Here is a 22575-nt window from a genome sequence, read left to right on the forward strand (position 1 = left end):
CCTAGAGCACCAGAGACATCAGCAGCGCATCCTCGCGCCCGGCGGCCCCTTTTGCCGCTGGGTAGTAGCCCCGCCGACAGCTATCTTCGCTAAATCCACAGCGTTGATAGAGCCGTATGGCGCTAAGATTACCCACCCGCACTTCGAGCAGCAGCCGCTCACTGAGCCAGCCTTTTGCTATCGCCAACMCGGCATCCATCAACGCCAGGCCCGCGCCACTTCGGCGACACTCGGGTAAAACCGCGATCGCTTGCAGTTCCGCTTCAAACGGCAGTCGTACCACGATGGCATACCCTAGCAGCTGTTCATCTTGCCACCAGCCCAACACGCAGGTGTCCTGACTGCCCAAGGACTCAAGCATTTGCGAGTCGGAGGTGCCACTTTGCGCCTGACGCTCAAGCGTAATAAGTAGCGTCAGGTGCTCAACATTGAGTTCAGCGATCATTAGCTGTCTGCCCTGCACTTGGACGCCCACTGCTGACCTAGCGTTTTCAGCGCTGGCCAGAGGTCGCGTTTACGATGGGTACCGTCGAGCAGCGACGCAAGCGCAGGACCCTGCCATACAGGCAACGCGAGCGTCTCGCTCTGCCCTTCGGTGACATTCAGAATGCGATCCAGCGGCGCCTGGTCAGGCCCCAACTCCCCCCACCAGAGAAGCCGCTCTAGCTGCCACCCCTGCCGACTCGCGCCGCCAGCGATAAAGGCTGCCAGACCTTCGCGGGCTTCATCTAGCGGATCTTCTACCGCAAAGGCGTTGGCCATTTGCGGCCAGGTGAAGTGGCTCGCTTCCGGCAGTGCGCCCGGCTGAATATCCACGGCCTGTAGCAAGTTAGCCAGCAGCTGCTGCTCAAGCACGCTCATGGCGCCTGCCTGCAATACCAGCCAGCGCCCCTCTAGACATACACACGAGAGTGAGAACGCCAATGGTTTGGCGGGCTTGTCAGTGGCTGCTTCAGCGGCCGTAACAGATTGCTCAGCCATCGGGTTGGCTGGCCCCGGTTTGTCTTGACCCAACAGTGCCCGCACCGCCGAGGGCGAGGCAATGGTCTCAGCTGAGGTTTGAGTTTCAGACGAAGGGGGCGCGGGTGCTTGGGGTTTAGCCGTTTGACGCCTAGGTGCGGGGGCGTCGTCCAGCAACGCCTGCAACCGCTCCCGGGGCGGCGTCGGGGCAGGCGTCGTCTCCTCCCACTCACAGGCCTCAGTAGGTAGTGCGTTAGGCAACTGGTATTTGGCAGCCCAGGCAGTAATGCCCATGGCATCCAGATAGTGGCGCCGTGTGACTTCCTGGTTCACTGACCGCCGCCGAGGCAGTTGGGTGAATTCGGGCGTTCCCCGCCCCGCGCCTGCCACTCATTGGGCGTATAAAGATGCAGTGCCAACGCATGCACCGGGCCTGAAAGCTCATCGGCCAACAGCGCATAGATTTGCTGATGGCGCTTCACCGGCATCATACCGTCGAAGGCGTCGCTCACCAGGGTCACCTTGAAGTGGGTTTCCGAGTTAGCGGGCACGCTGTGCATGTGGCTTTCATTTTCTACCTGCAGCACGTCGGGCGCGAGCGCCGTTAACTTCTGCTCAATCTGTGTCTGCAGCGTCATGAGGTTCTCCTTGAGATCACAAACCACTTTATTGTACGCGCTTACTGCCCCTTAGACGATGCCCTCCGGGCGTGTAMCGCGCGTCTTGCCAGCGGCATACGCGCAACGCTTGCCAATAGCGCCAGCAGCGTGGTCGCAGCCCCCAGCCAGAGCGTTACCTGTACCGGCCACCCGAGCGCCAGGGCTGCGCCGACCAACGCCACCCCAAACGACTGCCCTACGGTGCGCGTAGTGCTCATTACTCCCGAGACGTTGGCGCTTCGCTCCGGCGGCAGGCTGCCCATCATTTCGCGATTATTGGGCGGCTGAAACAGCCCGAAGCCAATGCCGCATAGGGCGGTACGCCATAAACTTCCCGCGACACCGGTCGACTCATCCACTAGCGCCAGCGCTATCAGGCCAATAATGAGTAGCCCAAGCCCGGTGCTGGAGAGGATGCTAGGGTTAATATGGTCAGCCAAGCGGCCAGCAATGGGGCCAACGAGCATGATGGCCAGTGGCCAGGGGGTAAATAGCCAAGCGGTTTCCAGTGGTGAAAAGCCCATCTGCTCCTGATAGAAAAATGACAGCGCCACAAAGGTAAGCCCCTGGCCGATAAAAGCAAGCCCAGAAGCAGAGACAGCCAGTGTAAAACGCGGCTCAGCAAAGACGCTAAGGGGCAGTAGTGGATAAGGCGCGCGGCGCTGACGAGCAATAAACCCGACGCAGGCCAGCACCGTCAGTAGTGCCCAACCCCCGCTTTGCCACAGCGGGGCGGCGTGGCTTACGGCGTCCATGGCGATAAAGAAACTCGCCAGCATAACGATGGAGAGCATCGCCCCGGCCACATCAAAACCGCCTTGACGACGCTCTTCACGGGGTAACGCCCGCTTGGCCAGCCATAGCGAACAGAGCCCCAGCGGCACATTGAGCGCAAACAGCCAGGGCCAATCGGCAAACGACAGGATCACGCCGCTGAGCGTGGGCCCTGCTGCGTAGCCGCCGGCCACGACCAATGCACTCAAGCCAAGGGCGCTGCCCAACAGCCGCGAGGGGAAAATCGCCCGATAGAGCGACGGGCCAATCGACAGCGTGGCGGCGGCACCCAACCCCTGAAAGGCACGAAACACCAGCAGCGTTTCCAGGTTGCGCGACAGCGCCGCCCCCAAAGCTGCCGCCACAAAGGTGGCCAACCCAAACAAATAGAGCCTACGACGAGTGATTAGCTCACTAATGCCCGCGAACACCAGCAAAAATGCCGCACACACGACTTGAAACAGGTTGGTAATCCAGACTGCCCGGGAAGCGGACACATTCAAATCAGCCGCAATGGTGGGCAGTGCCAGATTGATCATGGTGGTGTCGACCACCGCCATCAAGGTGCCGGTCACCAGTGCCAGCACAGCAAGGGCGCGTTCAGGGCCGGGTAAACCATCATCTCCCGGACGGGTTTCAAACAGTCGCATGGGTGGCGTCCTAAGCGAAACAGCTAAAAGCAGAAAACCGGCCTAAGCCGGTTTTTCGATACACTTGCGCTAGGTGTTACTTGGAAAGTCAGCTAGCAAGCGCCAGGCAGAGCCCAATATTAGCACGCTAATAGCTAATCCTGCTCACTATCGAGCAGCAGCGCATCATCAACTTCTGAAATCTCTAACGCCGTTTCGTCATCCAGGTCGATGGCCAGATAGCTGTGTTCGACACGCACAAATTCCTGGAACAGGGCCCAGTCCAGCTTATCCGGCCACTGGCGTTCATCCTCTTCCCAAGCGCGCAGCTCAGTCTCAAGGATTTCCGCGTAACGCTCGCGCACGAAGGTTTCCAGCGCTTCTGGGGTATCCATCTCTGGGATCAGGTAAATGGTACTTTCACGTTCGACGTCGTCCAGGGTCAGGTCGTCGTCTCCCATGGTGGGTTCCAGCGCGTTGATCCAGTCCACAAAGGGCTGGGTCGGCCTGACGCTCAGTGCGGAGCGGTTAAGCAGTTTCATGGGATTCTCCTCGCCGTCGAAACGTTGACCATTATGGGCGCTATAACGCGCCCTTACCAACTTTTAGTCCACTTCAGGGCGCATCGCCGGAAACAGCAGCACATCACGAATCGAAGCACTATCGGTGAAAAGCATCACCAGGCGGTCGATCCCGATGCCTTCACCGGCGGTGGGCGGCATGCCGTACTCCAAGGCACGCACGTAATCCGCGTCGTAATACATCGCCTCTAGATCGCCGGCGTCCTTTTCCGCCGACTGGGCACGGAAGCGCTCCGCTTGGTCTTCAGCGTCGTTGAGCTCCGAGAAACCGTTGGCGATTTCGCGACCACCCACAAAGAACTCAAAGCGGTCAGTGACGAAGGGGTTGGCATCGTTACGCCGTGCCAACGGGCTAACTTCCGCCGGGTATTCGGTGATAAAGGTCGGTTGATCAAGCTTGTGCTCGGCCACCTCTTCAAAGATCTCCGTTTGCACCTTACCCAGGCCCCAGCTCCCTTTGACCTTGATGCCGAGCTTTTCAGCAGTGGCCCGCGCCGCTTCCAGCGAATCCAAATCACTGTCGGCAATGCCGTCACCGTGATCAAGAATCGCCTGACGCAATGTTAAGCGGGCAAAAGGTTTGCCGAAATCGTAGCTGGCGCCCTGATACTCAATGATAGCGCTACCGAGCACTTCTTCGGCCGCTGTGCGCAGCATGGCTTCGGTCATATCCAGCAGGTCACGGTAATCCGCATAGGCCCAGTAGAACTCTACCATGGTGAACTCTGGGTTGTGGCGGGTCGAAAGACCTTCGTTACGGAAGTTGCGGTTAATCTCGAACACTTTTTCAAAACCGCCCACCACCAAACGCTTGAGATAAAGCTCCGGCGCGATACGCAGATACATATCGATATCCAACGCATTGTGATGGGTAATGAAGGGGCGCGCCGCCGCACCGCCAGGAATCGGCTGGAGCATCGGCGTTTCCACTTCCATAAAGCCGCGGGCTTCAAAGAAGCGGCGCATGGAGCTGATGACCGCTGCGCGGGTTTCAAACACCTTACGCGACTGCGGGTTCATGATCAGATCCACATAGCGCTGGCGATAGCGGGCTTCCATATCGGTCAGGCCGTGAAACTTATCCGGCAGCGGGCGCAGGCTCTTGGTGAGCAGCTGCGCCTCTTTCATCATCACGTATAGATCGCCCTTGCCGGATTTATGCACCGGCCCGTGGGCAGCGACGATGTCACCGATATCCCAGCTTTTAACGTCTTCCAGTATGTCGGCGGGCAGGCCCTTTTTATCCACGTAGAGCTGGATTTGCCCGGCCACGTCCTGAATGACGATGAAGGGGCCACGTTGACGCATCACACGACCCGCCACAGCGGCGTGGTGATCCAGTGCTTCAAGCTCAGCCTTGTCTTTATCGCCAAAGGCGTCTTGCAGCTCAACGGTTAAGCTGTCGCGGCGAAAATCATTGGGAAACGCACTCTTTCCCTGCTCAGCGGCGCGCTCGCGGCGAGCAGTCAACTTGGCTCGGCGCTCGGCAATCAGGTGGTTTTCGTTGTCTGCAGGAGACGCGTCTTGGTTAGCCATGGGGCACCCTGTTCATGTTCAAACGCTAAAAAGATTACAAACCTTGCTTCAAGCTGGCGACGATAAATTGATCAATATCCCCGTCGAGCACTTTATCGCAGTTACTGGACTGCACGCTGGTGCGCAAATCCTTGATGCGCTGATCATCCAGCACGTAAGAGCGGATCTGGCTGCCCCAGCCGATGTCAGCCTTGGAGTCCTCGGCCTCCTGCTTGGCGGCGTTGCGCTTTTGCATCTCGTGTTCCCACAGCCGCGCTTTCAACTGCTTCATGGCAAAATCGCGGTTGGCGTGCTGGCTGCGTTGCCCCTGGCAAGCCACCACGATACCGGTCGGCTCGTGGGTAATCCGCACGGCCGAATCGGTGGTGTTTACGTGCTGACCGCCCGCGCCGCTTGAGCGGTAGGTATCAACGCGCAGATCCGAGGGGTTAATCTCCACCTCAAAGCTGTCATCAATTTCCGGGGACAGAAATACCGATGCAAAGGAGGTATGCCGACGGCCACCGGAATCAAACGGGCTTTTACGCACTAGGCGGTGCACGCCGGTTTCGGTACGCAGCCAGCCGAAGGCGTAATCGCCTTGGATATGCACGGTGGCCGACTTAATGCCCGCCACTTCGCCAGCAGAGATTTCGGTGATATCGGCTTTGAAGCCGTGACTCTCCGCCCAGCGCAGGTACATGCGCAATAAAATATTGGCCCAATCCTGTGCCTCGGTGCCGCCGGAGCCGGACTGAATTTCCAGGTAGGCGTTGTTCTGATCCATTTCACCGGAGAACATACGCCGAAACTCAAGCTTCTCTAACGCCGTCTGCATGCTGTCCAGCTCTTTGCACACTTCTTCGACGGTGCCTTCATCCTCTTCCATTTCTGCAAGCTCCAGCAGATCCCGGCTATCGCCAAGGCCCTGCTCAAGTTCATCAATGGTGGCCACTATGGCTTCGAGGGAGGCGCGCTCTTTGCCTAACTTCTGCGCGTAGTCTGGATCGTTCCAGACATTGGGGTCTTCCAGTTCGCGGGTGACCTCTTCTAGCCGATCTTTCTTCTCGGCATAGTCAAAGATACCCCCTAAGAACGTCTGTCCGCTCAGACAGGTCCTTGAGCTGGTTGTGAATCGGATTGGTTTCCAACATGGGATCGCCCTAGCTTGGTCTACTCGGATCGTACAGAGGTGTATCGATCAGAAAAGCGCATAGTGTAGCGAAATTGGCTTCCAACAACCATTAGCCCCGTCACTATCGAAATTGCGTATAGCTACATGTGTAATTTCTGATAGACGCCTGCTTTTCACCGATGCTAGTACTTAATTGGAGTTTAGATCTTCAAACAACCGTATTAGAACAATATTGGAGGGATCAATATGCTTAAAAATCGCACTCTCATGGGCCCTGTGGCGATAGCGTTGGCTTTTGGCTTTACCGCCCCTCTTCAGGCGGATACGCTCCGCTTAGCGATTATGGGCGAACCCGCTTCTTTAGATCCGCATAAAATCAGCGGCACCTGGGAAAACGATGTGGKGGGTGACCTTTTTGAAGGTCTAGTCACTGAAGCAGCCGATGGCACTCGCATTCCCGGTGTTGCAGAATCCTGGGAAGTCTCCGCTGACGGCACGGTGTACACTTTCACGTTGAGAGACGATGCCAAGKGGTCGGACGGCGAACCAGTGACGGCTGACGATTTTGTTTTCGCCTTTCAGCGCATTTTATCGCCAGCCACCGCCGCTAATTACGCCTATCTGCTGTACCCGATTAAAAATGCCGAAGCTGTCTATGCGGGCGAAGCCGATACCAGCACACTGGGTGTCGAGGCCCTGGACACGACCACCCTGCAAGTAACCCTTGAGCGTTCAACACCTTACTTTTTAGACCAGCTTTCCCACTATACCGCCTACCCGGTGCCCAGCCACACGGTAGAGACTTTCGGCGACGACTGGTCTCGCCCGGGCAACATGGTCTCCAACGGCGCTTTCCAGCTCGAGGAGTGGCAGTCACAAACGCGCATTACAGCAACACGCAACCCTCATTTTCACGACGTTGACAATGTCGCCCTGGAAGAGGTCGTCTACTTCCCCATTGAAGAGCGCAATACGGCGCTGAACCGGTTTCGCGCAGGCGAAATCGATATCGCGCGGGAGTTCCCCACCCAACAGTACGACTGGCTGATGGATAATCTACCCGAGGCGGTTCAGGTAGCCCCTTACCTGGGCATCTATTACTACGTTTTCAATGCCCGAGACGGCCATGCGACTATTGATCCACGTGTACGTGAAGCGCTTAGCCTAGCCGTTCGCCGCGAAGTCATCACCGACCAAATACTGGGTACCGGCGAAGTACCGGCTTACAGCTTTGTTCCACCCGATGTCAGCCACTATGAAGCGCCCACAGTCAGTTTCGCCGAGCTATCTCAAGAGGAGCGATTAGAGCGTGCACGTGAATTGCTCCAAGAGGCAGGCTATGGCCCGGATAATCCGCTGGAGCTCATGCTGCGCTATAACACCAGCGAGGACCATCGCAAGGTCGCCATCGCCATTGCTGCCATGTGGAAGCCCCTGGGCGTCGAGGTTGAACTCTATAATTCGGAGGTGGCCGTTCACTACTCGGATATTCGTCAGGGCGACTTCGACGTTGCTCGAGCCGGCTGGATTGGTGACTACAACGACGCCCAAAACTTCCTGAGCCTGCTGGAAAGCAACGTATCCAATAATTATGGCGCCTACAGCTCGCCTGAATTTGATGCGCTGATGAGCGAAGCCGCTAATACCCAGGACCTGGATAAGCGAGCCGAGATCATGGCCGAGGCAGAGACCATTGCCCTGGAAAATAGCGCCACGCTGCCGATCTACTACTACGTCTCGCGCAACCTTGTCAGCCCCGACCTGTCCGGCTGGGAAACCAACATTGAAGATATCCATCGCTCACGCTGGATTCACTTCGACGATTAATTCCCTTTAGTTCGTTGTTTTTTTCATCACAACTGACTGCCGCTATATCCTCAGGCCTTCGGCCTGAGGAACGAGGCTCGATAATGCTCAGCTACACTCTAAAGCGCTTACTTCAGGCGATCCCGACGCTGTGGATTGTGATTACGCTGTCGTTCTTTTTAATGCATCTGGCCCCCGGCGGGCCTTTCGACGGCGAGCGTCAGCTCCCGCCGGAAATCGAGGCCAACTTAATGGCCTCCTATGGCCTGGACAAACCCGTCTGGGAACAGTATCTCACCTACATGGGCAACCTGCTCCAAGGCGACCTTGGCCCCTCGTTCAAATACAAGGATTTTTCAGTTACCGAGCTGGTCGCTCAAGGCTTTCCTGTCAGCCTGGAACTCGGCCTATGGGCAATCGGCCTCGCACTCCTGGTCGGCATTCCCATGGGGGTTATAGCGGCGCTTAAACGCAACTCCACCATTGACTATATGGTGATGGGCACGGCGCTGGCCGGGGKGGCCATTCCCAACTTTGTAATTGCCCCGCTACTGGCACTGGTATTCGGCGTATTTCTGGCCTGGCTACCGGTCGGCGGTTGGAACGACGGTCATTGGAAGAACATGATCCTTCCCGTGGTGGCACTCTCTATTCAGCAGATTGCGTATATCGCGCGAATGATGCGCGCCAGCATGATTGAAGTACTTAGTAGCCATTTCATCCGCACAGCCCGAGCCAAAGGCCTTAGTGAGAGCGAGGTGATCTTTCGTCATGCCCTGCGCCCATCAATGCTCCCCGTAGTCTCCTACCTAGGTCCCGCCATTGCCGGGATTATTACCGGCTCGGTGGTCATCGAGCAGATTTTCGGGATACCGGGTATTGGCCGCTATTTCGTCCAGGCGGCGCTCAATCGCGATTACACCCTGGTAATGGGCACCGTCGTCTTCTACGGCGGCCTGATTGTTCTTTTCAACCTAATCGTCGATTTACTCTACTCGGCTCTGGATCCGCAAATTCGCTATGATAATGAATAATGCAACGTCGGCCCCTCCGGTCGCCAGCAACAGCCTAGCCCGCGAAGCATGGCGGCGGCTTCGACAAAACAGTGCGGCGACCGCAAGTCTTGTGCTCCTCATCGTCATTTCCCTGGCCTGCTTATTGGGCCCCTGGTTAACCCCCTGGGCACTTGATGAAGTGGACTGGAATGCCTTTTTGACCCCACCAAGTTTAGAGAGTGGCCACTATGCGGGCACTGACGCCAATGGACGCGACTTGCTCACACGGGTATTTCATGGGGGGCAGATTTCGCTATCCGTCGCCTTGATGGCAACCCTTGTTTCGCTGGTGATCGGCGTCCTTTACGGCGCGATTGCCGGCTACGTGGGTGGCCGGGTTGACAACTTGATGATGCGCTTTGTCGACATCATGTACTCGCTGCCATTTATGTTTATGGTCATCCTGCTGATGGTGGTATTTGGGCGGAATATCCTGCTGATCTACGCTGCCATTGGCGCTGTTGAATGGCTCGACATGTCGCGCATAGTGCGCGGACAGGTGCTCGCTTTAAAACGCCGCGAGTTCGTTGAAGCCGCCCATGCGCTGGGCGTAAGCAGCTTTAAGATCGTCACACGCCACCTGATTCCCAATGCTATTGGGCCGGTGATCATTTATGTCACTCTCACCGTCCCCAAGGTCATTTTGCTGGAAAGCTTTCTCTCCTTTCTCGGCCTCGGCGTGCAAGAGCCCCTGACCAGCTGGGGAGTACTGATCAGCGAAGGCAAGGACATGATGGAAACGGCGCCGTGGATGCTGATTATTCCCTCTGCGTTTCTGGCCACCACGCTGCTGTGCCTTAACTTTTTGGGGGACGGTCTGCGAGACGCCCTTGATCCCAAGACGCGCTAGCAAAACGCAAGGAATCTTCATGTCACAGCCACTGCTGGAAATTGACCGTCTGCGGGTCGACTTCGACCTTCCCAATGGCACCGTTACGGCTGTCAAAGACGTTAGTTTTACTCTTCATAAAGGCGAGACGCTGGCTTTAGTCGGTGAATCAGGCTCAGGTAAGTCGATTACATCAACCGCCGCGATGGGGCTACTCCCAGAACTAGCTCGTGCCACCGGCACCATTCGCTGGCATGGCGGTTCCGGTGATGAAAATTTGCTCACCATCAGCCGTAAGCGCCTGCGGGCCATTCGTGGCAATGAGATCTCCATGATATTCCAAGAGCCGATGACCTCGCTCAACCCGATGCACCGCGTGGGTAGACAGATTCGTGAAGTCCTGCATAAGCACACGCCCTTGCGAGGCAACCATGCTTACCTGCGGGTACTGGAACTACTCGAACAGGTGGGGATTCCCGAGCCTAAACGTCGCATCGACAGCTTTCCTCACGAGCTTTCCGGTGGCCAGCGCCAGCGGGTAATGATTGCCATGGCGCTGGCCTGTGAGCCTCAGTTGCTGATTGCTGATGAGCCGACCACCGCTCTTGATGTGACCGTCCAGGCACAGATTCTCGCGCTGCTTAAAGACCTCCAGGCCCGTTATGGCATGGCCATCTTGTTTATCACCCACGACCTGGGGGTTGTCCGACACTTAGCCGATAGCGTGTGCGTCATGCAAAACGGCGAAATCGTCGAAGCGGAGGCCACCAAGGCGCTGTTTCAATCCCCCCAGCACGCCTATACCCGAATGCTGATTGACGCCAACCCAAGTGGCCATAAGGCGCCTGTTCCCGACTCAGCCCCCATCCTGCTCACAGCGCAAAGTATTGGCGTTCGCTTCCCGATCAAAAAGCGTCTGTTTGGCCCAAACCGCTATTTTGAGGCGGTGAAAAACATCGACCTCACGCTGAGGCAAGGCCAAACCTTAGGCATCGTGGGCGAATCGGGGTCAGGAAAAACTACCTTAGGCCGCGCGCTACTTCGGCTGGTAAAGAGTCACGGCAAGATACGCTTCGATGATATCGACGTTGCCCAACTTGACCGCGCAGGAATGCGCCCGCTGCGATCACGCATGCAGGTTGTCTTTCAAGATCCCTTTGGCTCGCTTTCCCCGCGTATGACAGTAGGTGAGATTATCGGCGAGGGACTACGCGTTCATCAGCCACTGCTGGGGCGCGCCGAACGCGATGCCCTGGTTATTCAAGCCCTAGAAGAAGTCGCCCTGGACCCCGTCCACCGACACCGCTACCCCCACGAGTTTTCCGGCGGACAGCGGCAAAGGGTTGCCATTGCCCGGGCATTGGTCGTCAAGCCCGAGTTCCTGCTGCTTGATGAACCAACGTCTGCCCTTGACCGTTCAGTTCAAATGACCGTTATTGAGCTGTTACGGGATTTGCAACAACGCCATGGACTGACCTACCTATTTATTAGCCATGACCTCGCCGTGGTACGCGCGCTAGCCGATGAGGTGATCGTCATGCGACAAGGCGAAATCATTGAGCAAAGCGACACGCAATCACTGTTCAACGCTCCCCGCGAGACCTATACCCGCGAACTGATGCGCGCTGCATTTCTAGATAGCCCTGGGATATAGACTTGTAAACTTTCGCTTTTACCCTCGCATCTAATAAAAAACCCGGCGTGCGCCGGGTTTCATTGGGGTTTAGCTCTCTCAAGCTTAAAAGCGATAGGTTAACTGCGCACCAAAACCGTGGGCTTCGTTTTTGTAGTCGGCTGAGTAGGACGCGCCGCCTGCACCTTGGAGCAGATCGTTACGATCCTGTTCAACAAAGGTGCCTCGCTCCGTGAGATAGGAGTACGCCACGTCAATGGTCATATCAGGCGTTGGGCTCCATCCTGCCCCCAGCGAGAAAATACGCCGATCGTCAGAAGGAATACGCACGCTGCGGTCTTCATCATTGGTGGGTGTAAAGTCCAACGTTACCCCAGCACGAAGCGCTAATGTCTTCGTTAACTGATACTCGCCGCCGGTGGCAAACGCCCAGGCGTTTGAATAGTTCTGAACTTCTTGGGTAATCGTATCGCCTTGGCTACCGGTAACCAAAATTTGATCAAATTGGCTCCAGCGAACCCAGGACGCCCCGAACATCAGTTTGAGGCGATCGGTCATCTGCTGGGTTACGGAGAAGTTAACCGTCTCTGGGGTGGTTAAATCCAGGTTCGCGGTATCTGAGCGAAGGACATTACCCAGGGGATCGGTAGCGCTAAAATCCCCTTCCAATGTGTAGTCTACTTTTGAACGGTAAGTCAGACCCAAGGTGGTTTCGGGTATCGGGCGATAGATCACGCCTAAGTTGTAGCCCCACGCTTCGTCTTCGCCGTCAACGCGCGAGTCGATGTCGGTAGCTGGATTAAACGTAGCCTCAGAGGGTAGCTGGCGACGCAGTTCACCTTCTACTTGGTTGTAGGTAATACCCGCACCAACCGACCATTGATCGTTAAAGCGATAAGAAACCGTCGGCTGCGCACTGATCACTTTGACTTCGGTATAGTCGCCAAAATAGCGTCCCTGGAAATCATCTTCGTAGTCGGTTTTGGAGCCAAAGGGTGCATATACCCCGAACCCAAACGCTAACTGATCAGTCACTGGCTGCGCATAGAACGCAAAAGGAATGGGAGTACCTGGCACCATATCGCCATCATTCCCCCCAGGAATGCTGCCGATGGGAATCTGATTGCCATTGGGGGCGCCACCAGCAGCCACGCCCGAATCAATAAAGCGGCTAGCTTCGACATTAGAAAGATCAGTATTTACGTTTAGATAGGTTCCCCCAACCGTCACTTGCGCACGATCCAAAAACGACATACCTGCAGGGTTACCGTACACAATGGTTGCATCATGGATATTAGAGCTGCGCCCGGCATGGCCATAGCCCTGGCCACTCACGCTCTGCTCGTTGACTTGATACCCGCCCGCGTGGGCTTGGCTGGSGAAAGCAACCGCTGCAATAGCAGCGGCCAGGGTTAGCTTATTAAAGTTATTATTCATAGTGGGCCTCTCTTCCCGATGATCCAGTGGATACCAACGATCCACCCTCTTTATTTTTACATGACTGTTTTCTCGCAACTGGGCCAAAGGTTCAAGGGCAAACGTTCGTTTTATTTTATTTTTGGCTTATACATTAGTCGCACGGTCGTTTTAAATCAGTGTTTTAGTCATTTGAGCTTATTGCACAAAGTCGCCCTTGACCTATGGGTAACCCATAGGTTCTACACTAAAGCGGTTACTATTTAACCGGTCGGGAGAACAGGCCATGAAAGTTACTGAGCTTGCCAAACGGGGCGGTGTTACCGCTGAGACCGTGCGTCACTACGCTCGTGAGCGGCTACTTGCTCCTCAGCGCCACCCGGATAACGGCTATCAGCTATTTTCGGATACCGACTTAGAGCGGCTGCGCTTTATTCAGCGGGCACGCAAGCTCGGTTTTAGCGTGGCGGAGATTCGCGACATCCTGACCCACGCCGACCAAGGCGACTCCCCCTGCCCCTTGGTACGCGACTTACTCGCCAGCCGCCTGCCACAAATCCGCGCACGTATTGCCGAGCTGGAAGCGCTAGCCGAACGAATGGAACAGGCTATGGAGAGCTGGCAGCAGATGCCCGACGGTTCCCCCGACGGCCACAGCGTGTGCCGCCTGATTGAGAGTTTTCCTGACGCCACGTCTACCAAGGAGACCCCATGAGCGACGCCTCTACCGAAGCCGCCTCAAGCGTAAGCCCTGCAAATGGAGCCACCACGCGAACCATCCCCGGCATGAATTGCCAGGGCTGCGTCAAGCGTATGCGCGAGGCGATTCAAAGTGGTGACCCTGAAGCAGACGTCACCGGCATGCCTAGCGAAAAACGCCTCGAGGTTGTTTCGACTCTAACCGACGCCGAGCTTGATCAACGCTTGACCGCGGCGGGCTACCCGCCAGGCGAAGCAGCTCTGGAGGAAGCAGCCCCAGACGATGCTGATAATCAGCCAGAAACCGCGGCACCCGCTGATGCCGAAGCTGAAAAAACCGCAAGTGCTCACTCCCAGTCTCAAGGGCAAGGCAAGAAACAGCGCTTGGCGATTAGTGGGATGACCTGCGCCAGCTGCGTCAACAGCGTGCAGAAAGCACTAGAGCGCACTGAGGGAGTCGACACCGCCAGCGTCAATTTTGGCACCCACTCCGCCCAGGTGTTTGGCAGTGCCGAGACCCAAGCGTTAATCGCCGCCGTTGAGTCAGCCGGCTATGGCGCCGAACCGATTGTGGATATGCGGGAAGCAGAACGCACTCGTGCAGAGCAGGACGCCAAGACATACCAAAAACGGCTGCGCGGAAGTGCCATCTCGCTGGCACTGGCGGTTCCGCTGATGATGAGCATGTTTTTTTTCCATCCCCACCCGATGGGCATGGGGCGTCTCTACTGGCTGGTGATCGGCTTATTAACCTTGGGCATTTTGGCCTTCCCAGGACGCCACTTTTTCGTCAACGCCTGGAAGCAGCTTAAGCACCACCAAGCCAATATGGATACCTTGGTCGCTATGGGCACTGGCGCCGCCTGGCTATATTCCATGGCCGTGGTGCTGTTTGCGCCGTGGTTACCCGAGGTTGCCCAGGGCATCTACTTTGAAGCCTCAGCGATGGTAATCGGGCTGATTCTGCTCGGCAATGCCATGGAGCTACGCGCCCGGGGCCGCACCAGCGATGCGCTAAAGCGCCTGCTCGATCTGCAGAGCCGCACGGCGCGGGTGATTCGCGACGGTCACGAGCAGGAGATTGAGATTGACGCGGTGCGTGCTGGCGACCACGTACGGGTGCGCCCCGGTGAGCGCTTGCCGGTGGATGGTGACGTCGTTGAAGGCCAAAGCCATATCGATGAGTCGATGCTTACCGGCGAGCCACTACCGATCGCCAAGGGCGCGGGGGATGAAGTCAGCGCTGGCACGGTGAATGGCAAGGGCAGCTTGATCTATCGCGCAACGCGAGTGGGCACCGACACTCGCCTGGGGCAGATTACCGAACAGGTAGCGAGCGCCCAAAACTCGCGCCCACCGATTGGCGAGCTAGCCGACCAGGTCTCCAGCGTTTTTGTGCCTGCGGTAATGATCATTGCCGTATTGACTGCCCTGGTGTGGTTCAACCTAGGGCCCGCCCCCCAAGTGATCCATATGCTGGTGACGGCGACCACCGTGCTGATTATTGCCTGCCCCTGTGCGCTCGGCTTGGCGACGCCGATCTCAACCATGATCGGCGTCGGTAAAGCAGCTGAGCAAGGGGTGCTGGTGCGCAGCGGCGAGGCGCTCCAAACCGCCAGCAAGCTGACCACGCTAGTGGTCGATAAAACCGGCACGCTCACCCAGGGCAAGCCCAGTGTTACCGATGCGCAGATGTTTGGCGTAGAGCAATCCACCGCGCTAGCGTTGGTGCACGCGCTGGAACGCAGCTCCGAGCACCCATTGGCGGCGGCGTTAATGACCTACGCGGATGAACACGACGCTAACCCTGCCGAGATTAATGGTTTCGATAGCGTGACTGGTGGCGGGGTAAAAGCCCAAACCGCCGACGGCAAAGCGCTGCTGCTGGGCAATGCACGTCTATTGAGCGAGGCAGGGGTGGATCTCAAGGCAGGTGAAGGGCAAGCACGCGCCCTAGAAGAGCAGGCTCGCACGCTGGTGTACTTGGCGGTGGATGGCAAACTGGCCGCCCTGTTTGGCATCAGCGACCCGCTTCGCCATGACACCGTGGCCGCGATCAAGCGCCTGCAAAAAGACGGCTTAACCATTGTCATGTTAACCGGCGATAACGAGCACACCGCCAAGGCCATTGCTCAGGAAGTGGGTATTGATGAGTACCATGCAGGCCTGCTMCCCGAGGACAAGCACGCCGAGATTGAGCGCCGTCAAAAGGCGGGAGAAATCGTTGGCATGGTGGGCGATGGCATCAATGATGCCCCGGCGCTGGCCCGAGCAAATGTGGGCTTTGCGATTGGCCAAGGCACCGATGTGGCCATTGAGAGCGCGGGTATCACGCTAATGCGCGGCTCGCTGCACGGGGTGGCGTCAGCGATAGAGATCAGCCGCGCCACGCTGCGCAATATCAAACAGAACCTGGTCGGCGCGTTTGGCTACAACCTACTGTGTATTCCCATTGCTGCGGGGGTGCTTTACCCGCTCACCGGCATGCTGCTTTCACCGATGATTGCGGGTGCTGCCATGTCACTCTCGTCCATCACCGTGGTGAGTAACGCCAACCGCTTGCGGCTGTGGAAGTCACCCAGCCAGGAGGACGTCGCATGAGTCTATTGATCAACTTGGCGGGGCTTGGGCTTATCGCCGCTATCGTGTGGTGGTTCTGGCTTAGCAAAGCTGGCTAAGCCAACGTCTTCAACTTTCGTTTCGCCACACTTCTCGCCACGCGTTTACAACTGCCGTTTTTTACAAATGCCTTATTGTCACCCATAATGACGTAAACATACGCCTATATGGGTGACATTTATGAGKCCTGACATCAACAGKGCCGTGGATAATGAAGGTTTTATCATCACCGATGCACTACTTGACGAGTTGCATATTACCAAACGTGAGTTCGCCCATGCGATTGGGCTTAGCCACAACGCCATCATCCGTAAAGACCGTCTCCACGCCGTCTCCACACAGCAGCGCCTGCGCCAAGCGATGGAAATACTTAAGCGCATTGAACCCTGGGCGGGGTCGATAAGCGCCGCATGGTCTTGGTATCGCAGCTACCCTATCGCGCCGCTGGGGGATTTCACCGCTGAAGAACTGGTTAGTCACGGGCGGGCGGATGATGTCCGTGCCTACCTCTCCCACATTGCCGAGGGAGGCTATGCGTGAGTCTGCTGGCACTTGGGTTTCAATACACAGGGCTGGTCTATCGTGGGCACAACCCCAGATGGCAGCATGCACCCACATCAGGAGCAGGCGCCGCACGCAACGGCGGCCGCTGGAACCCCGTTGACCTGCCCGCGCTGTACACCAGTGAGCGGTTCGAAACAGCCTGGCTTGAGGCTCAACAAGGCTTTCCCTTTAAGACGCAACCGCTGACGCTGTGCAGCTATGAGGTAAATTGCGGKCCGATTCTCGATCTCTGTGACCCAGCTATCCAAACGCGCGTTCGACCGCATCCAGAGAACTGGATGCAGGAAGCATGGTTAGATAAGAAAATAAGGCGCGAGCCCGTTATCGCCTGGGAAATCGCGGAGCAGTTGATCACGACCGGATTCGCGGGCATTCGAGTGCCGKCMCAAGCCAAGGGAGCGACCCATCGAGACGTTAATATTGTGTTCTGGAAATGGTCGCACCAAGTGCCTACCAAGGTCTGCGTGATAGACGATGAAAAGCGGTTGTCTTAAGAAATGTCTCCTCTCAACTCACCCCAATATAACGCCCTGGCTTATGGTTCAGAGCGATAATCAGATTGAGGGTCAGTGCGCCCAGCACTGAGTAGCCCACGCGATCCAGCGGTAGCTGCGTTAACGCAATCAACAGAATAACGCCATCGATGGCGAGTTGAACGTAGCCTGCACGCAGGCCGTGTTTATCCTGCAGATAGAGCGCGAGGATATTGATACCGCCCAGACTGGTGCGGTGGCGAAACAGCATCAGCATGCCAATGCCCATCAGCGCGCCGCCCATTAAAGCAGCGTAAAGCGATGGCACGTTGGCAAACTGCACCCAGCCCTGGGTTAGCTCGGAAAACAGCGAGACCAAGCCGATGGCGGCGAAGGTACGCAGGGTAAAACTCCAGCCCATGCGTTTAACCGCCAAGTAGTAAAACGGCAGGTTAATGGCAAAAAACCACACCCCAAACCCCCAACCGGTGACGCTGCTGGTCATATAGCTGAGTAGCAGCGCCAAGCCTGCGGTACTGCCGGTGAGCAACACCGCATGGGTATAAAAGGTAACCCCCAGCGCGACGAAGAACGTCCCCAGCAGCATCGCCATGACATCTTCATAGGGACGATGCTGATCCGTTGGTAAATCTTCCACGCGCATTGGAGCGTCCTTACGTGAGTTGTTAAGGTTATAAAACGCTTAGTTTAGATAGCGCTGGCGTGCTCGACCATCAGCTGCAGCGTTTCACGACCGCGCCAGCGGTTGCGATTAAGCTTATAGGCGCAGTGCAGCGTATCGCCGACGCTAAACCCAGGCAGTTCCCCCGGCGTTAGGGCGCGAAACCAGATCGCTTTACAGGTCACCGGGCCAGTGGAGAGCTCCAGCATCAGGTGCGCGCCGTCGGCACCCACCGGACGCAGCGCTTCGACAATAAAGCGCCCCTCAAATAGCGGCGGGTCAAATTCCCGTCCGTAGGGGCCAAGCGTTTCGATCTCCTGCAAGGTGGTCAGCGAAAGCTGCGCCTTAGAAAGTTCACCATCTGTCCAGAGTCGCGGGTAAAGCGTCCGCCCCTCCAACTGCTCGCCCACTGCCTGCAGGAAAGCCGCTTTAAAGGCGTCAAGCTGATCTCTGGGCACGCCCACCCCTGCCGCGCCACTATGGCCGCCAAAGCGCGGTAACGCCTGAGGAGCAAGCTCAAAGGTACGTTGTAGGGCATCGCGCAGGTGCAGCCCGTCAATCGAGCGGCCGGAGCCGGTGAGCATGCCCGGTGCCGATGCCTGGGTAAGCACCAGCGCTGGACGCCCGTAGGCCTGCACCAACCGCGAGGCAACGATGCCCTGTACGCCGGGGTGCCCGTCTTCCAGCAGTACCACCACGGCGGGCTCATCAGCGGTTAACGCACTCACCGCCAAAGTACGCGCCTCGGCAGCCATATCAGCCTCAATCGCTTTGCGGGACTGGTTATCCTGATCCAAAACGTCGAGCTGGCGATTGGCGACCCCATCGTTCTCGGCGAGCATAAAGTGCAACGCCGCGTAGGGGTCGTCCAGCCGTGAGCGGGCATTGATGCGCGGCCCCATCTGAAACGCTAATGTCTCGGCGTTAAACGGCACGCTGTCAGCGCCTAAGCGCGTGGCCATAGCGCGCCAGCACGCCGCATCCATACGGTTGATCAGCTTTAACCCTTGATTGACCACCGCGCGGTTGGCGGGGCTGCCGCCTAAGGAGACACAATCCGCTACCGTGCCCAGCGCTACGTATGAGAGCCAAGGCGACAGCTTGGGCGKCGATTCCGAAAGCGCTCCCCACTCAATCAGCACACCGCGGGCGAGCGACATCAATAGCCACGCCACCATACAGCCGGCGATGGTTTTATCAGGATACTCGCAGTCATCCCGGGTAGGGTTAACGCAGGCAAATGCCGAACTTGGCGGCCCCTCAATGGGCAGCGCGTGGTGGTCACTCACCACCACATCGATACCCGCTGCCTTAAGGCGTGCGATGCGGGGCTCATCAGAGCTACCGCAGTCGGCGGTGATAACCAGGGTGGGAAACGGCTTTTGCGCCAGCGTGCGTTCCACCAGCGGCAGGCTAATGCCGTAGCCGTCATGAATACGGTGGCCAATCAGGCTGTGCAGCTTGCCTTCCGGGACTCCAAACAGCTCCACCAGGGTGCGCCGGATCACCACGTGGGAGGKGATMCCATCCACGTCGTAGTCGGTAAGAATGCCGATGGCTTCGCCCTCTGCCACCGCCTGAGCAATACGCTCAGCGGCGCGGCGACCGTCGGCCAGTTTCTCCGGGTGGGCCAGATAACGCAGGCTGGGCTCGATTAACGGTTGCAACTCACCGCTGTAACCAGGCAAGCGGGAGGCTAGCAATCGCGCCTGCAGTTCGCTTAACCCTTCCGCTTGTGCACGGGCATAGAGCGCCTCGTCCACGGGACGAGGCTCTAAGCGTGGCCGGGTGGTGCTATGGGGTAAATCGACGACTGAGGTCATTGACACTTCAACGCCGATTTTCCACGACAAACTGCTGCACGGCGGCAAGCTCGGCGGGCAACACGGTATAGCGCTCTTCCCGCTCAATCAGGTCTTCCATATGCGGCGGCAGTGGCACGCCCAGAAAGCCCGCTTTGACAACGGCTTCGGCAAACTTGGCCGGGTGCGCAGTGGCCAGCGTTATCATCGGCGTTGACTGATCTGCGCGGGCGCGCTCGGCGGCACGGTAGCCGGTGGCGGTATGCGGGTCGAGCATTTCGCCGGTGCGCTTATGGGCGTCGCGAATCGCTTCCAGAATCGTTGCATCGTCCACGCTGTAACTGGAAAACTTCTCGCGCAGCTTGGCCAGCGGCGCAYCGGCCAGCGCCGTCGGCTCCTGCTGGAAGCGCTCAAGCAACGCCGCCACGGCCAAGCCATCGCGGTCGTAGGCGTCAAACAGCAGGCGCTCAAAGTTAGACGACACCACGATATCCATGGAGGGCGCCAGCGTTGCCGCCAGCTCTTTTTTGGAGAAGTCGTTGGCGGCCAACGTACGGTGGAGAATATCGTTGGCGTTGGTAGCGATGATGAACTGTTTCACCGGCAAGCCCATTTTGTAGGCCATATAGCCTGCAAAGACGTTACCAAAGTTAGCCGACGGCACGCAGAAGCTCACCTCCCGGTGCGGCGCGCCCAAGGCAACACCTGACGCAATGTAGTAAACGATCTGCGCCATAATGCGCGCCCAATTGATCGAGTTGACTGCGACCAAGCGGGTGCCATTAAGGAACGTCTGGTCGGCAAAGCTGGCTTTGACCATCGCCTGGGCGTCGTCAAAATTGCCTTCGATGGCAATGTTAAAGACGTTATTAGCCAGCACCGAGGTCATTTGGCGACGCTGAACTTCCGAGACGCGGTTATGCGGGTGCAGGATGAAAATATCCAGGTTGTCACAGTGGCGGCAACCTTCAATCGCCGCCGAGCCGGTATCGCCAGAGGTCGCGCCCATGATCACTGCGCGCTCGCCGCGCTTTTTCAGGAAGTGATCCAGCAGACGGCCAAGCAACTGAAGCGCTACGTCTTTAAACGCCAGCGTCGGGCCGTGGAACTGCTCAAGCAAGAAATGATTGGCGKCCAACTGCTTGAGCGGTAGCACGGCGTCATGATTGAAGGTCGCATAGGCCTCAGTCACGATGCCATGGAACGTCGCGTCGTCAATTTCACCGTTCACAAACGGCTTCATCACTCGGAAAGCGATTTCCGCGTAGGAGAGCCCGGCCATGTCGGCCAGCTCTTCGCGGGAGAATTCTGGCAGGGTTTCCGGCACATAGAGGCCGCCGTCGCTAGCCATACCGGTGAGCACCACTTCCTCAAAGGAGAGCGCGGGCGCCTGCCCACGCGTGCTGATATAGCGCATCTGGGTTTACTCCCCCTCGTCCAGGCTTTCCACGCGAATGCGTGTTAGCGGCCCGGCAATATCGGCCATAGACTCAATTTCACGGATCGCTGCGTTCATCTGCTTCTCTTTGGTGCGGTGGGTCAGCAGGATAATCGGTACCAGCTCGCCTTCAGTGGCCTCTTTCTGAATCAGCGCTTCAATAGAGATGCCTTGTTCAGCAAGAATCGTTGCCACCCGCGCCAGCACACCGGGACGATCAACCGCCAATAGTCGCAGGTAGTAGGCGGTAATGATCTCTTCCATCGGCATGATGGGCAGTTGGCTGACATCTTCGTCGATGCCGCTAAACGCCAGGTAAGGCACCCGGTAGTGGTGGTCGGTGGAGATATCCCGCGCCACGTCGAGTAAATCGGCCACCACCGCTGAAGCGGTCGGTTCCGCGCCTGCACCCGCGCCGTAGTAGAGCGTCGGCCCAACGGCGTCGCCCATTACCGCAATGGCATTTTTGACACCGTGAACATTGGCCAGCAGGCGCTCTTTGGGAATCAGCGTGGGGTGAACACGCAGTTCAAGGCCCTGGTCGGTACGCTTGGAGATACCCAAGTGCTTGATCACGTAGCCTAGGTTGTCGGCCTGCTCGACGTCTTCAGCGGTGATGCGCGAAATGCCTTCGGTAAAGGCTTTCTCAAACTGCAGCGGCACACCATAGGCAATCGAGGCGAGAATGGTGAGCTTGTGTGCGGCGTCGATGCCTTCCACATCGAAGGTCGGGTCGGATTCGGCGTAGCCTAGCGCCTGGGCTTCCGCGAGCACGTCTTCAAAGGCACGGCCTTCATCGCGCATATGGGTAAGAATGTAATTGCCGGTGCCGTTGATAATGCCCGCCACCCACTCGATACGGTTGGCACCCAGGCCTTCGCGCAGCGATTTAATCACCGGAATACCGCCAGCGACCGCGGCTTCAAACGCTACGATCACACCCTTTTCATGCGCGGCCTTGAAGATTTCGTTGCCGTGGACGGCGATCAGCGCCTTGTTGGCAGTCACCACATGCTTGCCGTTTTCAATCGCGGTAAGTACCAGTTCACGGGCGATGTCGTAGCCGCCAATCAGCTCCACCAGGACATCTACATTAGGGTTAGTCGCCACTTCAAACACATCGGAAGTGGCATTGATGCCGGTAATATCGCAGTCAGGATGAATACTGCGGTGAGCAATCTGCTCAACCACAATAGGGCGGCCAGCACGACGCGCAATATCGTCGGCGTTGCGGGTCAATACGTTAAAGGTGCCGCCACCGACAGTGCCTAAACCACAGATACCTACTCTTACCGGTTTCAAAATA

20 protein-coding genes are annotated in these 22575 nt (G+C 57.4%); 8 read left to right on the forward strand and 12 right to left on the reverse strand.

Annotated elements, in window-relative coordinates; genetic code table 11:
• Position 1 precedes the first annotated feature (1 nt).
• The 7 genes from HALO_RS20370 to prfB all read right to left on the reverse strand — a co-directional run bounded on the left by HALO_RS20370 (position 2) and on the right by prfB (position 6272).
• The gene (locus HALO_RS20370) at positions 2–445 is read right to left on the reverse strand and encodes a GNAT family N-acetyltransferase (RefSeq protein WP_050713950.1); all 444 of its coding nucleotides are present in this window, start codon (positions 443–445) and stop codon (positions 2–4) included.
• On the reverse strand, positions 445–1293 hold the full coding sequence (locus HALO_RS20375) for a hypothetical protein (protein WP_035576526.1): 849 nt from the start codon (positions 1291–1293) through the stop codon (positions 445–447). The genes HALO_RS20370 and HALO_RS20375 overlap by 1 nt, the downstream gene beginning before the upstream one ends.
• Complete coding sequence (locus HALO_RS20380; RefSeq protein ID WP_035576525.1) at positions 1290–1598, reverse strand: BolA family protein; 309 nt, start codon at positions 1596–1598, stop codon at positions 1290–1292. Before HALO_RS20380 ends, HALO_RS20375 begins: the two co-directional genes overlap by 4 nt.
• A 41-nt stretch (positions 1599–1639) precedes the next feature.
• Positions 1640–3043 carry an MFS transporter gene (locus HALO_RS20385; protein WP_050713951.1) on the reverse strand — a complete coding sequence of 468 codons (1404 nt, stop codon included), beginning with the start codon at positions 3041–3043 and terminating at the stop codon, positions 1640–1642.
• A gap of 134 nt (positions 3044–3177) precedes the next feature.
• Positions 3178–3564 carry a hypothetical protein gene (locus tag HALO_RS20390; RefSeq protein ID WP_035576523.1) on the reverse strand — a complete coding sequence of 129 codons (387 nt, stop codon included), beginning with the start codon at positions 3562–3564 and terminating at the stop codon, positions 3178–3180.
• Positions 3565–3627: 63 nt separating this feature from the next.
• Positions 3628–5139, reverse strand: a complete 1512-nt coding sequence (gene lysS / locus HALO_RS20395; protein ID WP_035576522.1) for a lysine--tRNA ligase — start codon at positions 5137–5139, stop codon at positions 3628–3630.
• Positions 5140–5173: 34 nt separating this feature from the next.
• Positions 5174–6272, reverse strand: a protein-coding gene (prfB, locus tag HALO_RS20400) for a peptide chain release factor 2 (RefSeq protein ID WP_144810681.1) whose coding sequence is annotated in 2 segments (ribosomal slippage) — positions 5174–6196 and positions 6198–6272 — 1098 coding nt in all. Because the reading frame shifts where the segments join, the coding sequence is not laid out codon by codon here.
• A gap of 227 nt (positions 6273–6499) precedes the next feature.
• On the opposite strand from prfB, the gene HALO_RS20405 reads away from it, so the two are divergent.
• The 4 genes from HALO_RS20405 (at position 6500) to HALO_RS20420 (ending at position 11597) form a co-directional block, all read left to right on the forward strand.
• Positions 6500–8080 carry a peptide ABC transporter substrate-binding protein gene (locus tag HALO_RS20405; protein WP_050713952.1) on the forward strand — a complete coding sequence of 527 codons (1581 nt, stop codon included), beginning with the start codon at positions 6500–6502 and terminating at the stop codon, positions 8078–8080.
• An 83-nt stretch (positions 8081–8163) separates the two neighbouring features.
• Complete coding sequence (oppB, locus tag HALO_RS20410) at positions 8164–9093, forward strand: oligopeptide ABC transporter permease OppB (RefSeq protein WP_050713953.1); 930 nt, start codon at positions 8164–8166, stop codon at positions 9091–9093.
• A complete protein-coding gene (locus tag HALO_RS20415) occupies positions 9086–9964 on the forward strand; it encodes an ABC transporter permease subunit (RefSeq protein ID WP_081899005.1) in 879 nt (292 codons plus the stop codon). The genes oppB and HALO_RS20415 overlap by 8 nt, the downstream gene beginning before the upstream one ends.
• Positions 9965–9983: 19 nt before the next feature.
• Complete coding sequence (locus tag HALO_RS20420; protein WP_035576517.1) at positions 9984–11597, forward strand: ABC transporter ATP-binding protein; 1614 nt, start codon at positions 9984–9986, stop codon at positions 11595–11597.
• Positions 11598–11681: 84 nt separating this feature from the next.
• Here HALO_RS20420 and HALO_RS20425 read toward each other — a convergent pair whose 3' ends face one another.
• Positions 11682–13013: an OmpP1/FadL family transporter gene (locus HALO_RS20425; RefSeq protein WP_050713954.1), complete on the reverse strand. Its 1332-nt coding sequence runs from the start codon at positions 13011–13013 to the stop codon at positions 11682–11684.
• 265 nt (positions 13014–13278) lie between these two features.
• On the opposite strand from HALO_RS20425, the gene HALO_RS20430 reads away from it, so the two are divergent.
• The 4 genes from HALO_RS20430 (at position 13279) to HALO_RS20445 (ending at position 17368) form a co-directional block, all read left to right on the forward strand.
• Positions 13279–13707 carry a MerR family transcriptional regulator gene (locus HALO_RS20430; RefSeq protein ID WP_035576515.1) on the forward strand — a complete coding sequence of 143 codons (429 nt, stop codon included), beginning with the start codon at positions 13279–13281 and terminating at the stop codon, positions 13705–13707.
• Positions 13704–16292 (forward strand): heavy metal translocating P-type ATPase, encoded by a 2589-nt coding sequence (locus tag HALO_RS20435; protein ID WP_035576514.1) that lies wholly within the window; start codon positions 13704–13706, stop codon positions 16290–16292. Before HALO_RS20430 ends, HALO_RS20435 begins: the two co-directional genes overlap by 4 nt.
• A gap of 198 nt (positions 16293–16490) precedes the next feature.
• On the forward strand, positions 16491–16850 hold the full coding sequence (locus tag HALO_RS20440; RefSeq protein ID WP_050713955.1) for a hypothetical protein: 360 nt from the start codon (positions 16491–16493) through the stop codon (positions 16848–16850).
• The gene (locus HALO_RS20445) at positions 16847–17368 is read left to right on the forward strand and encodes an RES family NAD+ phosphorylase (protein WP_197671952.1); all 522 of its coding nucleotides are present in this window, start codon (positions 16847–16849) and stop codon (positions 17366–17368) included. The genes HALO_RS20440 and HALO_RS20445 overlap by 4 nt, the downstream gene beginning before the upstream one ends.
• A 13-nt stretch (positions 17369–17381) precedes the next feature.
• On the opposite strand, the gene HALO_RS20450 is transcribed toward HALO_RS20445, so the two are convergent.
• From HALO_RS20450 to HALO_RS20465, 4 genes are read right to left on the reverse strand one after another with little or no spacing between them, the layout of a single operon-like run.
• Positions 17382–18011 carry a YitT family protein gene (locus tag HALO_RS20450; RefSeq protein ID WP_035576512.1) on the reverse strand — a complete coding sequence of 210 codons (630 nt, stop codon included), beginning with the start codon at positions 18009–18011 and terminating at the stop codon, positions 17382–17384.
• 44 nt (positions 18012–18055) lie between these two features.
• Positions 18056–19852: a single-stranded-DNA-specific exonuclease RecJ gene (locus HALO_RS20455; protein WP_050713956.1), complete on the reverse strand. Its 1797-nt coding sequence runs from the start codon at positions 19850–19852 to the stop codon at positions 18056–18058.
• 7 nt (positions 19853–19859) lie between these two features.
• Complete coding sequence (thrC, locus tag HALO_RS20460; RefSeq protein WP_050713957.1) at positions 19860–21248, reverse strand: threonine synthase; 1389 nt, start codon at positions 21246–21248, stop codon at positions 19860–19862.
• A 6-nt stretch (positions 21249–21254) separates the two neighbouring features.
• The gene (locus HALO_RS20465; RefSeq protein WP_035576509.1) at positions 21255–22571 is read right to left on the reverse strand and encodes a homoserine dehydrogenase; all 1317 of its coding nucleotides are present in this window, start codon (positions 22569–22571) and stop codon (positions 21255–21257) included.
• Between the last annotated feature and the right edge of the window lie 4 nt (positions 22572–22575).

Source organism: Halomonas sp. R57-5 (assembly GCF_900070345.1).
Classification (GTDB): Bacteria; Pseudomonadota; Gammaproteobacteria; order Pseudomonadales; family Halomonadaceae; genus Vreelandella; species Vreelandella ventosae_B.